The 14,975-nt window shown below is 43.2% G+C and carries 16 protein-coding genes and 1 other RNA gene; 7 read left to right on the top strand and 10 right to left on the bottom strand.

What is annotated here, in order from left to right; genetic code table 11:
• Window positions 1–32: 32 nt before the first annotated feature.
• Both D6V41_RS12345 and D6V41_RS12340 read right to left on the bottom strand, forming a co-directional pair.
• Entirely contained in the window at window positions 33–1,391 is a 1,359-nt protein-coding gene (locus D6V41_RS12345) for a DegQ family serine endoprotease (RefSeq protein ID WP_136251825.1), read from the bottom strand.
• A gap of 71 nt (window positions 1,392–1,462) precedes the next feature.
• Complete coding sequence (locus D6V41_RS12340) at window positions 1,463–1,906, bottom strand: ZapG family protein (protein WP_136251824.1); 444 nt, start codon at window positions 1,904–1,906, stop codon at window positions 1,463–1,465.
• Window positions 1,907–2,095: 189 nt separating this feature from the next.
• Between D6V41_RS12340 and zapE the strand changes: the two genes are divergently transcribed.
• Together zapE and D6V41_RS12330 are read left to right on the top strand one after the other, a co-directional pair.
• On the top strand, window positions 2,096–3,193 hold the full coding sequence (gene zapE, locus D6V41_RS12335; RefSeq protein ID WP_136251823.1) for a cell division protein ZapE: 1,098 nt from the start codon (window positions 2,096–2,098) through the stop codon (window positions 3,191–3,193).
• A gap of 116 nt (window positions 3,194–3,309) precedes the next feature.
• Window positions 3,310–4,026 carry a YebC/PmpR family DNA-binding transcriptional regulator gene (locus tag D6V41_RS12330; protein ID WP_136251822.1) on the top strand — a complete coding sequence of 239 codons (717 nt, stop codon included), beginning with the start codon at window positions 3,310–3,312 and terminating at the stop codon, window positions 4,024–4,026.
• 35 nt (window positions 4,027–4,061) lie between these two features.
• Here the strand turns inward: D6V41_RS12330 and D6V41_RS12325 are convergent, their stop codons facing one another.
• Entirely contained in the window at window positions 4,062–4,409 is a 348-nt protein-coding gene (locus tag D6V41_RS12325) for a rhodanese-like domain-containing protein (RefSeq protein ID WP_136251821.1), read from the bottom strand.
• Between the two features lie 229 nt (window positions 4,410–4,638).
• Between D6V41_RS12325 and D6V41_RS12320 the strand changes: the two genes are divergently transcribed.
• On the top strand, window positions 4,639–6,042 hold the full coding sequence (locus D6V41_RS12320; RefSeq protein ID WP_136251820.1) for an MBL fold metallo-hydrolase RNA specificity domain-containing protein: 1,404 nt from the start codon (window positions 4,639–4,641) through the stop codon (window positions 6,040–6,042).
• Between the two features lie 70 nt (window positions 6,043–6,112).
• Here the strand turns inward: D6V41_RS12320 and D6V41_RS12315 are convergent, their stop codons facing one another.
• Entirely contained in the window at window positions 6,113–6,448 is a 336-nt protein-coding gene (locus D6V41_RS12315) for a hypothetical protein (RefSeq protein WP_206663261.1), read from the bottom strand.
• A 179-nt stretch (window positions 6,449–6,627) separates the two neighbouring features.
• Here D6V41_RS12315 and D6V41_RS12310 point away from each other — a divergent pair, with 179 nt between their 5' ends.
• From D6V41_RS12310 to D6V41_RS12295, 4 genes are all read left to right on the top strand, one after another.
• Window positions 6,628–6,870: a DUF1289 domain-containing protein gene (locus tag D6V41_RS12310; RefSeq protein WP_136251819.1), complete on the top strand. Its 243-nt coding sequence runs from the start codon at window positions 6,628–6,630 to the stop codon at window positions 6,868–6,870.
• Between the two features lie 168 nt (window positions 6,871–7,038).
• A complete protein-coding gene (locus D6V41_RS12305; protein ID WP_136251818.1) occupies window positions 7,039–7,860 on the top strand; it encodes an HDOD domain-containing protein in 822 nt (273 codons plus the stop codon).
• Between the two features lie 130 nt (window positions 7,861–7,990).
• On the top strand, window positions 7,991–8,809 hold the full coding sequence (locus tag D6V41_RS12300; protein ID WP_168711023.1) for a DUF481 domain-containing protein: 819 nt from the start codon (window positions 7,991–7,993) through the stop codon (window positions 8,807–8,809).
• A gap of 103 nt (window positions 8,810–8,912) precedes the next feature.
• Window positions 8,913–9,674 (top strand): DUF481 domain-containing protein, encoded by a 762-nt coding sequence (locus tag D6V41_RS12295; protein ID WP_241664532.1) that lies wholly within the window; start codon window positions 8,913–8,915, stop codon window positions 9,672–9,674.
• A gap of 82 nt (window positions 9,675–9,756) precedes the next feature.
• Here the strand turns inward: D6V41_RS12295 and serA are convergent, their stop codons facing one another.
• The 6 genes from serA to ssrS all read right to left on the bottom strand — a co-directional run bounded on the left by serA (window position 9,757) and on the right by ssrS (window position 14,917).
• Window positions 9,757–10,989 (bottom strand): phosphoglycerate dehydrogenase, encoded by a 1,233-nt coding sequence (serA, locus tag D6V41_RS12290; RefSeq protein WP_136251816.1) that lies wholly within the window; start codon window positions 10,987–10,989, stop codon window positions 9,757–9,759.
• A 226-nt stretch (window positions 10,990–11,215) separates the two neighbouring features.
• Window positions 11,216–11,869 carry a ribose-5-phosphate isomerase RpiA gene (gene rpiA / locus D6V41_RS12285; protein ID WP_136251815.1) on the bottom strand — a complete coding sequence of 218 codons (654 nt, stop codon included), beginning with the start codon at window positions 11,867–11,869 and terminating at the stop codon, window positions 11,216–11,218.
• Window positions 11,870–11,952: 83 nt separating this feature from the next.
• Window positions 11,953–12,546: a 5-formyltetrahydrofolate cyclo-ligase gene (locus tag D6V41_RS12280; RefSeq protein WP_136251814.1), complete on the bottom strand. Its 594-nt coding sequence runs from the start codon at window positions 12,544–12,546 to the stop codon at window positions 11,953–11,955.
• 144 nt (window positions 12,547–12,690) lie between these two features.
• Window positions 12,691–13,647, bottom strand: coding sequence for a nucleoside hydrolase (locus D6V41_RS12275; protein ID WP_136251813.1), 957 nt, complete (start codon window positions 13,645–13,647; stop codon window positions 12,691–12,693).
• A 66-nt stretch (window positions 13,648–13,713) separates the two neighbouring features.
• Entirely contained in the window at window positions 13,714–14,664 is a 951-nt protein-coding gene (locus D6V41_RS12270; RefSeq protein ID WP_136251812.1) for a ribokinase, read from the bottom strand.
• Between the two features lie 69 nt (window positions 14,665–14,733).
• Window positions 14,734–14,917: non-coding RNA, 6S RNA (ssrS, locus tag D6V41_RS12265), on the bottom strand.
• Between the last annotated feature and the right edge of the window lie 58 nt (window positions 14,918–14,975).

Here is a 14,975-nt window from a genome sequence, read left to right as displayed (position 1 = left end):
ATCAACGCATTGAAATGACTACATCCCTATCGTTAACGAATTATCACAAACAGGTTGCTGTTACCACGCTGTACGTTTAGCGCAATGACACCATTTGCTTCTTCAATACTTTCAGCCATAGAGCTCACGCTTGAAATACGTTTACGATTTACGCCGACCACAACGTCTCCTGTGCGCAAACCGATCCTTGCCGCAGGTGAATTTTCGATAACTTCCGTTACCTCAACTGCTGCATTGCCTGCTCTGTCTTCTCCAGTTACAAACGTTGCACCTTCAAGCGCTGGATGCATTTCTTCGGCTTGGGCCTGCATAGCTTCTGCGGCATCTAATGTAACTTCAACATCCTGTTTTTTACCATTGCGGATAATGGTCAGAGTCACTTTAGCACCTGCGCCCAAACTCGCCACTTTGGCACGCAATTCGTTGAAGCTATTTAAAGAATTTCCGTTGATAGCAGTGATTATGTCACCTGATTGAATACCCGCTTTATCAGCAGCAGAATCTTCGTTTACTTCGTTAACAAAGGCACCTTTATTTGCGGGTGAATTCATTGCCTCAGCTAAACCAGCATCTACATCGTTTCCATAAATCCCTAACAGTCCTCGACGGACCTCGCCAAATTCAACGATTTGGTCGACCAGGCTTTTCATCATATTGCTCGGGATTGCAAAGCCGATACCGACGTTTCCACCATTAGGACCAAAAATAGCCGTGTTGATACCGACTAATTCACCACGCAAGTTAACCAGAGCGCCACCTGAGTTGCCTCGGTTAATTGCCGCGTCGGTTTGAATAAAGTCCTCGTAGCCGCCAATGTTTAGGCCAGAACGACCCAAAGCACTGACAATGCCAGAGGTTACGGTTTGGCTTAAGCCAAAAGGATTACCAATAGCAACAACAAAATCACCGACTCTAAGTTTGTCAGAATCGGCTAATTTCACATCGGTAAGGTTTTCAGGATCAATTTTAAGCAAAGCAATATCGCTCTGCGCGTCAGAACCAAGCTTCTCTGCTTCAAATTCGCGGCCATCTGTTAATTTCACAAGAATTTTATCGGCGTTATCAACCACATGATTGTTGGTCACAACATAACCTTTTTCAGCGTCGATAATTACCCCTGAGCCTAAACCTCTAAAAGGGCGTTCTCTTGGTGTCTGCTCAGGGTTACCAAAGAAATATCTAAACATTTCGGGTACTTGCTGACGAGATGTTTGCGTACCTTCAACGGCAATACTGACAATGGCAGGTGTAGTCTCTTCAAGCATCGGCGCAAGGGACGGCATTTCATCGTCCGAGAAAAAGGGGATTCCTGCTTGTGCTTGACTGACTGCGGTAACGACAAAGAGAGCGGCGGTGATGCCGACAAAAGTGCGGCGTATCAATTGCTTCATGTAACTTTTTACTCCTAAATCCAAGTACCTGTTAATGACTCGGATCTAAGGGCAATAGTTCAGATTACAAGTTATTTATTTGCCGATTCGTTTTTAATTACGCTTCCAACGAACAATCCTGAGCCGTTATTGGCAAAGTCACGCGGCGGTGCATCGCTTACATTGGATGCATCGTTTGATGCTTTGTCTTTGGTACTATTACGTAGAAACATGCCAGCATGTTCACCAAAAAAGCTGACTTTATCTGTTTCTTCGGTTCCAACCTGTAAAGATGACTCATATTGCTGGATATTTGCCGAAAGTTGCTCAAGGCGAAGCTGCATGGCTTCAATAGATTCCCGGCTTGCTTCAATATGATGCTGAGCTTGCTGGGCTAGCATTGTTTTGAGCTCTCTCTCTGAGCGAGTAAGATTGAGACTTTTCTTTTTGGCCTGTGCACTTTGCCATTGCCACGCCACAATAAAACCAATGGCTAAGCCAATGACCAGACCAATGATAATGCTCACAATGTCCATTTTACTCTCCGGTTCTGCTCTTTATTTCAATTTGTTGTTTACGTGCTGAGCTTTGCAGGTGTATGAGGAGATCATTGAACATTAGTCGAACTTTCGCAAGTCTTTAATCAACAAATTGCGCATTATTTGTCGAAACTTGTATAATCCCGCCCTAATTTAAATTGCGAGCCATAGAGTAGTTTCATTGTTATGACCCCCTGGGAAAAGTATCAGGAAGATCTGACCTTAATTGAGTTTCAGTATGATCTTGCACAAGAAAATGCGGTGAAAGAGTTGCAGCGTCTCTATGATGAGTTAACGCAAACGCAAAAAAAGACGACATGGCGCGTAAAACTGGCGCAAACCTTTGGTAAAGGTCTGAAAAAGCCCGGTATCCAGGGCATTTATTTTTACGGCGGTGTTGGTCGTGGCAAAACGTATCTGGTTGATACCTTTTATGATTGCCTACCCTTTGAAGATAAAATGCGCGTGCATTTTCATCGCTTTATGCAACGAGTGCACAAAGAGCTCAAATTACTTGATAAACAATCAGATCCTTTAAAAATCATCGCAAAAAAAATCGCAAAAGAGACGCGCATTATTTGTTTTGATGAGTTTTTTGTTTCGGATATCACGGATGCCATGATACTGGGCACATTGCTACAGGAATTGTTTGCTCATGGCATTGTTTTGGTGGCGACCTCTAATATTGTACCGGATGAGCTATATAAAAACGGTTTGCAGCGAGCTCGCTTTGTTCCTGCCATTGATTTGATTAACGAAAATACGCGTGTAATTAATGTGGATAGCGGGAATGACTATCGCTTAAGAACGCTCGAGCGTGCTGAAATCTATCACTATCCACTTGATGATGATGCCCAGCGTAATCTCAATAAGTACTTTGATTTACTCGCGGCAGAAAAAGGCGAGGACAATACCTTTGTTGAGATTGAAGGGCGCAATATTCCCGCTATGCGAAAGGCAGAAAGTGTTATCATGTTTGAATTCAGAGCGCTTTGCGACGGGCCCAGAAGCCAATCTGATTATATTGAAATCAGTAAAGAATATAATTCAGTGCTGCTTGCGAATGTTGAGCAAATGGATGAACGGGTAGATGACATTGCGCGGCGCTTTATTGCCATGGTTGATGAATTTTATGAGCGCAAAGTAAAACTGATCATGTCGTCTGAAGTGCCGCTTGAAAAACTTTATGGCAAGGGCCGCTTGAATTTTGAATTTCAACGTTGCCTGAGTCGTTTGCAAGAAATGCAGTCTCGCAAATATTTGGCTCAGGCACATTTAGCCTAAGAATAATCCGTTTTTTAAAACAATCGGAAAACAGGGTTTTACGCGCCTGTATTTGCACGTAAAATGCGCATATAAGCAATACATATACATATCACACAACATAATAAGAGCACATTATGGGAAGAAAGTTTGAAGTACGTAAAGTCGCCATGGCAAAAACAGCGGCGCAAAAAACGAAGGTATATTCCAAATACGGCAAAGAAATATACGTTTGCGCTAAAAACGGTGGCACAGACCCAGATGCAAATCTCTCGCTTCGTCGATTAATTGATAAGGCCAAAAAAGACCAAGTACCCGCCCATGTCATTGATAAGGCCATCGACAAGGCCGCCGGTGGAGCAGGGGAGGATTTTTCACCTGCACGCTATGAAGGCTTTGGTCCGGGTGGCTGCATGGTAATAGTAGATTGTTTAACAGACAACGTGAACCGAACGATTACGGATGTTCGCAATTGCTTTACAAAAACCGACAGTAAACTTGGAACACAAAATTCAGCTGCATTTATGTTTGACCATCTGGCTATTTTTGTATTTGCAGGGGATGACGATGAACCAGTACTTGAAGCGTTAATGGAAGCGGATGTTGATGTTCACGATGTGGAAGTCGATGAAGGGCAAGTAAGCGTTTATGTGCCTCATACGGAATTTTTTAAAGCAAAAACTGCGCTTCAGGAAGCCTTTGACGGCATCGAATTTGAGGTAGAAGAAATCTCTTGGGTTCCGCAAGAAACAAAAGATATTAGCGAAGACGACATGCCCATGTTTGAAAAGTTTATGGACATGCTTGAAGATTGTGACGATGTGCAAAACGTTTATCACAATGCCAATGTCTAGATAAAACGTAAGGCTAAAACAAAAAGCGCGCAACCTCAGCTGCACGCTTTTTGTATTTCCTCAACGCTACAGGTAATAACACTCACGTTGGTATAGCCTACCCTTGCGAGCTGCTCTGCTGATAATGCCGCTCTTGCAGACGACGCACAATGCAAATAGATAGGTTTATCTGGGTCTTTTTCGATTTCCATTAGTTTCATTTCCAACAGCCCTCTGGGAATGTTAATCGCACCATTGGCTGGCTTGGCGGAATGTTCAGCAGGCTCGCGCACATCAATTAATAATCCTTTATTGTTTTCTCGTTCCTTTGCGGCTTCTTCAGCGCTTATGCACCTTATCTTTGCTTTGACTTCGCTTATTAAATCGGGAATAGCTCTTAACATAATGACTCCTTTTGGTCTGTTATAAGTGGTCTAACATAAAGCAAACGCGTTATTTGAACACTTTGAATTTCAGCAGTTCCCTATGCTACCAAAAAACCATTTGAAGTTTGACGTGAATCAAACAATGCAAGCAATAGCGCTTGAAGAGAAAGGTTCATCAGCGCAGTATCAACTTGGATTGATGCAACTTGAAATAATGCAATTGGGAATTATGAGGAGATAAGCGAATATGGCAACAATCAGATGTTTAGGTGCAGCGCAGGAGGTGACAGGTTCCTGTCACTTAATTGAAACACCCGCCTTGGGAAAGGTGCTATTGGACTGCGGCATGCATCAAGGTTCAAGTTCTATTAAACGCCTTGGAAAAGAGCATTTCGCATTTAATCCTCGAGATATTGATGCCGTTGTGCTGTCGCATGCTCATTTAGACCATAGTGGTTTGCTACCTAAGCTTGTTAAAGCAGGGTTTTGTGGCCCGATTTTCTGCGCAGATGCCACTGCTGATCTATTGGAAATTATGCTGCTTGATGCAGTTAATATTTATTTAAGTGACTTAGAGCGCGAAAACCGCAAGCGCCTGCGCAAAGGCAAAAAACCACTTGAGCCGGAATATAGTGAAAATGACGTGCATGAAGCGCTTTCCCGTTGCGTAAGCAAAGACTATCTCACTCAATTTAATTTATCTGAAGATGCTTATTGTACTTTCCACGATGCCGGTCACATCCTTGGCTCAGCAATTGTAGAAATCACATTTACCGAAAAAAATCGTCAAAAGACAATCGTCTTCACAGGCGATTTAGGCAATAAAAATGCGGTTCTCATGAAAGATCCGAGTTTTCTGGAAAAGGCCGACATTTTATTGATGGAGGGAACCTATGGAGACCGCAATCATCGACCGATTGAGGACACCGTTCAGCAGTTAAGAGAGATTATTGCCGAAACAGAAGCGCGAGGTGGGAACATAATGATCCCTGCGTTTGCAGTGGGTCGAACGCAAGAAATTCTGTTCTATTTAGGACAACTGCATCGGGAGGGCGTGTTGAAAAACTGGCAGGTAGTGCTAGATAGCCCAATGGCGATAGAAGTCACAAAGATTTACGATCGCTGGTTTTCTTCTCTCGATGAAAAAGACATTGAACATGCTACGCCTGATGCAAGTTCGATTATCAAAGATTTTATTCCCAGTCTGTTTTTATCAATCACGCCGGAAAATTCCATGGCGGTAAACAATATAAAAAAAGGCGCGCTCATTATCGCTGGAAGCGGAATGTGCACTGGGGGAAGGATCCGGCATCATTTTAAAAATCGTATTTGGGACAGTCGCAACACCGTCATTTTTTGTGGCTTCCAGGCCAAAGGCACCCTTGGCAGATTGTTGGTAGATGGAAAAAAATCAATCAAGATTTTCAATGATACCTTCGCGGTAAAAGCGCAAATCGAGACCTTAGGCGGCTTTTCTGCCCATGCCGGACAAAGAGAACTCGTGGAGTGGGTTAGTCATTTCAAGCCAACGCCGCAGGTACTTTTAGTTCATGGCGATCCGGAAGCACTCGACCGCTTGTCCTACGTATTGTGGGAACAAAAACAGATATCGAGCATCATTCCAACCTTAGGTCAATCAATTGCGTTTTGACAAGCTTGCTTGCTGCTAAAATACGCGCGCCGTGCTTATGTAAATAGCATCTAGCAACTCGCAACTTAAGCTAGCTAAAGCGCTTGAATTCAAGCGCTTTTAGTTGACTGGGATGAAATCGAGAGTCAAAAAAGGCATCTCTGACGGTTTTGCCATCTTTTAGTAACTCAACCCGTAAATACTTAGACTGTTTGTTTGTGTATATCACTGTGTCAGAAGTCGTTTCCTGATCAATTTTTGAAGGGACATTTCCCTGATTTATTTTACCGTATAGCGCAATTCGACCGTTACTTTGCCTGACTCTAAATTGTGGGCAGCGATAGACCTCGTTTATCCATTCTATTGAGAGTTTGGAATAATCTTCATCTTCGTTGAGCTTTTTCAAAAAATAATGCGTGATCTGCAACTTGCTTCCTCCTTGAAGTATGCAGTCACAAGCTTAACGAAATCGTTTGGCAAAAAAGACTGTCCAGAGGCAGTGAAATTCAGTGAACAAATACTGTACAAATTGCCATAGTGTGGAGTGATGTGCTTACCGTTATACTTTCATCCCTTTTCCAATGTACCAGCGACAAATAAAACGATATGCAGCAGCTTGAGTTTTTCGATATTCCCAGCCCTTGCATCGGCGTATGCGAGGCGGGGCCTCGTGGATATTGCATAGGTTGTTTTAGAAGTCGAGAGGAACGGATGCACTGGCATTCTGTAGACGATGCGACTAAACGAATCATTGTTCAAGCTTGTACAAGACGAAAGCGCGCTTATCTAACGCGACAAAATAAAGAAGATAAGCAGAATACGCATTTTAACCAGGGCAACTTATTCTGATCCTGCTTTCATCAATTGTTTCTAAGTTTCAACTACTTCCGTTTTCTGTTGCTTATGTCTAGCGGTGTTAGGTATAACTATCATACGTAAGGTATAGATTCTACGACCCTCGCGCACCGCAAAATCAACTATCATCCGCACGTGTTTTACCCATGTTGAGAATCCAAAATGTCGCTAGCGCCCATTGTTAAGTTTGCATCAAAATCTTTTACCTTACCCAATACTTGTGTGCGCCTGAGAAGTGTTCTGGATGACCCTAAATCTGATGTAGAAGATATGGCAAAAGTGATGTCTCTAGATCCGTCACTTAGCGCGAAGGTACTGAAACTGGCCAACAGTGCTCTATTTCGATTCCCTTCCCAGGTTTCCAGTGTGCCAAAGGCTTTGAGTATTATTGGAGGAGAAGCTGCCTACAATATTTCAATCGCAGAAACCGCTAACTTGGCCTTTAAATCTTTTGAATGTTCGCAAATCAACTTTGACCATTTCTGGAATAAAGCGGTGCTTAATGGGCTCATTGCCAAATCTATTGTGCAGCAAAAACAAATTCGCGGCAGCGAGCGATATTTTGTTTTAGGCATTTTGCAAAATTTAAGTGAGCTTGTTTGTGCGACGCGTTTACCCGAAAAATACGCCATATACACCGAAATCAAACGCCATAAGCTTCCGCTAGCTGCCCAAAAGGATGTTTTCGGCTTTACGTTCTCACAGTGCAGTGGTTTGATTCTCGAAACGTGGCGTTTACCTGAAGCTTTGTATTTGCCCTTAAAACAACTCGATTATGAAGACGTCACAAGTCAAAGCTTTGAGGCGAATGTGCTTTATATCGCGCAAGCCATGTCTTTTTTAGAACTTGGTAGCGAAATGTTTGAACATGAGATGGTGGAAGCCAAGGTTGCAGATGCAATTGGATTATCTGAAGATGATTATGATATTATTTTAGCGTTCGCGTTGGCAGAGTCACAAAAGATAGCAGCAGTTTTAAAATAACAATAATTGGTCGTTGCTTATATAATGGGATCAACAAACCCTAATAAAACGACTTAAAACGCGCGAACTTTACTTCAATCAAACTTGTTTGCGCTAAATGAAAAAATGTGTCCTAGCTACATGCCTGTTCATGTCGGTATCTGCATTTGCTGATGCCGATTTTGATGCTATTTCCCAACAAAAAGCGTCTGATTTTTTTAGTAATCCAAGTGCAAAACGTAATTTGCTGCGTTTATTAAATACCGATCTTGAATATTCAGAGGACGAAATGGAAGAAGATATTCCGTCTTTTGAACTGGATGGTGAAGTAGGCATTTTGGCAACCACCGGGAACACTGAAACGAGTATGGTGAAGCTTGCTCTGGAGGCAAACCACGAACTCGAGGACTGGAGCAACACGTACTTTTTACAAGTCTTAAGCCGAACTACCAAATTAGATGACGACGAAATAGAAGATCTTGAAACGAATCGATTCCACTTATATTCACAGCTTGACTATAAACTTCGCGACCCGCAAAAACGCCTCTTCATTTATGCTGAGTACGACGATAATCAATTTCTTAAACTTCGCGACCAAATCACGGGCGTTGTAGGTTGGAGTCAAGTGCTGTGGCAAGAAGAGCATACTAATTTTCGATACAGTATTGGCCCGGGCTACACAAAGTCAGAGCAAGAGTCGACGGATCTCAATATTGAGGAAATGATCATCCGAGCAACGGCTAATTTTTCATACGAATTTGAAAATGAATCACGCTTTCGTCAGTCTATCAGCGCTGAGATGGGGGAAGTAGCAAGCCGAGCTCGTTCAAACACATCAATCAGTGCTCAAATTTACGAGCGATTGGCGATGAAGTTAAGTTTTGAAGTCGCCTTTGATGAAAATGTTGCACAAAACATCGAAAATCTCACAACACAGACCAGTATTTCTATGGTTTACCAGTTTTTTTAATTGGTTTGTTTGATTAAATTGTATACCATACGCCCCGAGCTATCAGGTGTTCAGCCTAATTCTGTGGTAGCTATCTCAAATCTTACAAAAATATGGACGCGCTATGAAAACAAAACTCCTCTCTAAAATGCTACTAGGCACTAGTTTATTGGGCCTGGCAACTTCTTTCGCTTTTGCGCAAGAAGAAGAGACAAAACCCTTTACTATGGATGGCGAATTTGGATTTATCGTCACCACAGGTAATACAGAAACTACCTCTGTTTCAGCTGGCCTATCAGCTACACACGAGTTGGAACGCTGGAGCAACGCCTATTTAATCGAAGGATTATATAAAAGTGATACGGTTGAAACTGACACCGGTGAAGAGTTAGATCGAACCACCGCTCAAAAATGGTTTGCTTCTGCTCAGGGTAACTACAAATTAGAAAATCCTAATCACCGACTATTCGGTTTTGCTTCCTATGAAGATGACCGATTCAGTAACTTTAAGTATCAAGGCACACTTGCTGCCGGTTGGAACCAAGTGATGTGGGATAACGAAGATACTTCGTTTGAATACAGTATCGGTCCGGGTTATTCATTTGCTGAAGCCCAAGACGGTGAAAGTTTCAACGGAGCCATTGTAAGGGGTGCATTCTCTTATCGGTGGAACATATCTGACACTTCTCGCTTTACGCAAACTTTTTCAACTGAAGTTGGCTCAGACAACACGAAATCTCGTGCAGAATCAGCGCTTATCGCTCAGATTGCTGGCGGCTTGTCGTTGAAGATTTCTTTGAAGTTTGACCACAATACCGATGTTGGTCCCGGGATTGAAAAATTGGACACAGAAACAGCCGCTACCTTAGTTTATAGCTTCTTCTAAGGTGTAATTCCGGCTCCATCCAATGACACAAAAAAGGCGAGATTAAGGCAATCTCGCCTTTTTCAATTTCACAGATAGTCGACTACCAATGAAGAACGCGCGTTTTAATCGTTCCTTCAATTTGCGTCAAATGCTCAAAAGCTTCACTGGCATCCTCTGCTTCAACATCTACCACTACGTAGCCAATATCTTCACTTGTTTGCAGATACTGCGCTGCAATGTTAATCCCTTTGTTTGCAAAGGTTTGGTTGATTTGCGTGAGCACGCCCGGGCGGTTTTTATGAATATGCAATAGGCGAGAGCGATTCACGTGCTCCGGCAAGGACACCTCCGGGAAATTAACTGCCGATAAGGTAGAGCCGTTGTCAGAATATTTAATCAGTTTACCGGCAACTTCAATCCCAATATTTTGCTGAGCTTCTTGCGTACTTCCGCCTACATGAGGCGTCAAAATGACATTATCATACTTTCTCAGCGGTGAATTGAATTCTTCGGAGTTCGATTTGGGCTCAATAGGAAATACGTCGATGGCTGCGCCATTTAGTTTACCGGAGTCTAGCGCATGACAGAGGGCGTCGATATCAATTACCGTGCCTCTCGCTGCATTTATGAGTATGGCACCATCTTTCATTTGGCTAAGTTCTTCTTTGCCAATCATATTCTGCGTATGACTGGTTTCGGGAACGTGTAAACTGACCACATCAGAAGTGTTAAGCAACGTTTTGAGCGATTTCACCTGCATGGAATTGCCTAGCACAAGCTTGTCTTCGATATCGTAAAACTGTACCCGCATCCCTAAATGCTCTGCCAAAATACTAAGCTGCGTCCCGATATGACCGTAACCGATAATTCCCAGCGTTTTTCCTCGGGCTTCGTATGAATCCAATGCGCTTTTTTCCCACTCGCCTCTGTGAGCTTTCGCATTTTTACGCGGGATCCCTCTAAGCAGTAATATGATTTGTCCAAGAACTAATTCCGCAACAGAGCGGGTATTTGAAAAAGGCGCGTTAAAAACGGGAATGCCGCGCACAAGCGTAGCGCGCAAATCAACCTGATTGGTGCCGATACAAAAGCATCCTACTGCAACGAGTTTGCTTGCTTGCTCAATGACTTCTTCGCTTAGTTGAGTACGAGAACGGATGCCAACAAAATGGGCATCTTTAATTTTTTCGATTAATTCTTCCTCAGGTAATGAGGTTTTAAGTGATTCAATGTTGGTGTAGCCTGCATTTTCGAAAGTTTCCAGCGCACTGTTGTGCAAACCTTCTAATAAAAGGATTTTAATTTTGTCTTTAGCTAGTGACTTTTTACTCATGATGCACGCTTACTCTCATATCCTGAAAAAGGTTAAAAAATTTAAAACAATAATGCTTAGTGTTTTAAAGACATCTAGACGTCTATTTAAGACGTGGACAATAGCAAACTTTTTGCACGGAGCAAAGCGCAAAATGCGGAAAATGTACGAGCTTTAAATGAATAAATAGTTGTTATTTCAACTAAATAAGCTTCTGTCAGCTTGCTTGGTACATGCCATCAGGATTTTATAAGGTGCTTACGCCCGTATCGCTCGCGATTAGCACAATATCAGCGCCTCTTCTGGCAAAAATACCATTGGTTACTACCCCTGCAATCTGATTAATATCACGCTCTAGTTCAACAGGATTCATAATTTTTAAATTATGCACGTCCAATATCACATTTCCGTTATCAGTGATCACGCCCTGGCGATACTCAGGATCGCCTCCTAGCTTTACTAACTCTCTTGCAACATAGGAGCGAGCAAGCGGGATAACTTCAACGGGAAGAGGGAATTCACCGAGTATCGGCACTAATTTACTGTCATCGATGATGCACACAAATGTTTTGCCAACAGCGGCAACAATCTTTTCACGTGTAAGCGCTGCGCCACCGCCTTTGATCATGTGTTTGTGTTCAGTGATTTCATCGGCCCCATCAACATAAATATCAAAGCTGCCTACATCATTTAAATCAAATACCTCGATGCCGTGTGATTTTAAGCGTTCGGTAGAAGCTTCTGAGCTGGAAACCGCACCTTTGATGTCATCCTTTTTTGACGCTAGAGCATCAATAAAGTAGTTCACAGTTGAGCCGCTGCCTACGCCAATAATCGCACCTTCTTTAACATAATTAAGTGCAGCTTGCGCAACCGCCTTTTTTTTATCATCTTGGTTCATTTTTGTTCCTTAAAATTTATGCTGTGCGATAAAAACGTCATATCTTGATCAAAAGTAATTTGCCTGTTTAGCTTGTGACATGTCTATTTGTGATCAGTAAACTGATAAAGTTTAGTTGGCGTTAGTATATAGGGTAGTGGAATATCCCAGGCTTGCGTAGGCAAGCTCAAACATTTTTGAATATCGTGCGCTAATCCCACTATGATTGGGCGCTTTACATCGCCACTTTCGCTTTTTGTAATAGCAGAAAAGGCGAGTGTTCTATCGTAAAAACCCCCGCCCATCCCCAAGCGATTTCCCCCTTCATCAAAAGCGACAAGCGGTGTAAACAATACATCCAGGTCACGTAAAGGGCAGATTTGTCGACAGTCAAGCTGAGGCTCTAGAATGCCATAGGCATTTGGACGCATGGCAGAGTCGGGCGTGTAGCGCAAAAATAAAAGATGACCGTCACTAAAGGGGTGCAACACGGGAAGATAAACTGCAATCTCACGCTCCCAAAAATACTGAATGAGCGCCTGCGTGTCCAGTTCGCCATCATTCGTTAAATAAATCGCAATATGCTGAGCATTTGCAAACAATTCATGTTGTTTGAATTGTTCAACCAATGTCAGCGCCGCTTCTTTTTGCTGCGCTGTTGACAAGGCTCTGCGTCTCTCACGAAAAGTTTGCCTCATTGTGTTTCTTAGCTTATTTCTATATCTTGCGGCACTTGGCTCCACGGTAAGTACTCTCAAATATATTGCTTTTATCTATAAACTTTGGCTCTCAGCCTTCAGCTTGTTTTAGCATAAGCTGTCAGCGTTCAATAACGTGAGCCTTCAGCGCTTAATAGCATACGTATCGATAAACAGTTTAGTTAAACGAGGATGATCCACTTTTGTTGCCACTTTAATAATCGGTTGATTCAACCATAGCTCGCTGCTTGTGCTACCAAGCGGAGCAAAACTCGTTTGTCCTTTATGTAGCGGATCGGTGCCGACCCGCAATTGTCCTTCCGTCATTTCAAACAAGCTAGGATCAATCATGTATGCAAGCGGAAAGGCATCATGAAAATAGCAAACCTTATCGTCACGCCCCTGAGAATAAAAAGTCGTGTAAAATTCAGCGGCTTTTTGCACAAACCCGCCTAATACAGGATTTCGTGCAGCAAGACTTGCGGTAAAATCAGGTGGGAAGGGCAGATCATAGGTCACGTCGAGTCCAAACATATTGATTGGCCATGAGGCACTAAACACAATATCTGCAGCATGTGCGTCGTTCCAGATATTTGCTTCTGCGACCGGGGTGACGTTCCCTGGTGCAAACGCAGAGCCGCCCATGATATTGACGGCTTTGATTAATGCAGGTAACTCGGGCTCTAGTTTTAAGGCGAGGGCAAGGTTGCTCAAGGGCCCAACCGCCACAAGGGTGATTTCACCGGGATGCTTGCGCGCCATTTCCACAATAAATTGGGCGCTAGAGCGAGGGTCTAGCTCGCCTTTGGGAGCAGGATGGTTAATATTGCCAAAGCCGTCATCGCCATGAACAAAGTGGGCGTAGCTCGACTCTGGCCCAACGTGGGGCATCGCTGCACCTTTGCAAACGGGAATATCCAAATTAGCAAGTTCAACCAAGCTCAAGCCATTTTTTGCCGCCATGTCGGCTGGCACATTTCCAAAAACCGTGGTTAAGCCTAAAACGTCAATTTCACTTGCCTGGAAGGCAAAAAATATTGCCATAGCATCGTCGATACCCGGATCAGTGTCCAAAATGATTTTGTGTGTTGTTTGCGTCATGTGTGTTGAATTCGCTTGGTCATTGGTTTTAAGAAAAATAAGAAAATCTAGAAATTAAGAGAAAGATTAAGTTTTACTTAGAAAATCTTGCACTTCTTCCATACTGGGAACAGAGGGTGCGGCGCCATTTCGCGTTACGCTAATTGCTGAGGCCGCACAGGCGTGCTTAAGGGCATTCTCTATTGGTTTCACTGCAAAAGTGTCTTTATTTGCATCATCGGCCGTGGCCGATAAATAAGCGATATATTGCGCCAGGAAAAAGCCAATAAACGTATCGCCTGCTGCAGTTGTATCGACGGCTTCGACCTTAAATGCCGATACCTGTATCTGCGCATTAGAGGCTGCACTTGAACTTAAAAATATCGCGCCCTGCTTGCCAAGCGTTAACACCACCTGTGTTTTTTCGCTTAGGTCTTTAAGTACGTCTTTTGCCGCTTCTATGTTGTCTGTTTGACTCAGCTGCATAGCTTCGACTTCGTTGACGATTAGCAAGCTAAGCTTACTTAAATCTATATTGGCAATGTTGTCGGTCATTGGCGCGGGGTTAAACGCTATGTTGATACCTTTATCGTAGGCAATATCAATAATATCCTGTACGCAGTTTGTTTCGTTCTGCAATAAGACCCAATCATCTTTTTTCGCCTTATCCAGTATGCTTTCGATCCGTTCTTGGCTCAGTAAATGGTTCGCACCGCCATAAAGGAAGATGGCGTTTTCGCCTTCTTTATTTACCTGAATAATGGCATGCCCGGATGCAGTCTGCGATTGTCTATTTACCAGGGATAAATCAACGTTTGCACGCTGCATGACTTCAAGCATTGCTTCGTCGTTTTGGTGAATGCTGCCTACGTGAAAGGTCGTAAGTCCTGCTTTTGCACAAGCTACGGATTGGTTTGCGCCCTTACCGCCAAGAATTTTTTCATAATGAGTTGAAGAGAGGGTTTCGCCCGGCGTGACAAAATGGGGCACTTTGTACACGTGGTCGATATTTATAGAGCCAAAATTATAAACAGCCATGCTTATTCCATGCTAATTCAGTGCGATTTACGCGCAATGTTGATTACTGGCAATTGGATTGAATATTGGGAGCCTCCCAAAATGCCGCTGTATGCTTTTCGTCCGTGCGCCGAAATGGACACGGTGGAGGTATTATCGCTACCGTAGGTTTCTCGGTACAAGCCGAGCTTACACAATAGTAGCAGAGGCAACCCCCTGGGTTTATAGCATCGGCCAGGAACATGAAGCATACTGGCAAACATCTCAGGAAGCGTTGTTTTATTGCCAACTAACCTACGGTTAATCAGCGCATCAGCTTTTGTCAGGTAATC

This window comes from Ningiella ruwaisensis, from assembly GCF_004798935.1.
Classification (GTDB): domain Bacteria; phylum Pseudomonadota; class Gammaproteobacteria; order Enterobacterales; family Alteromonadaceae; genus Glaciecola; species Glaciecola ruwaisensis.
Note: the sequence above shows the minus strand (reverse complement) of the source record. Positions and strands in the feature narration are given on the sequence as shown.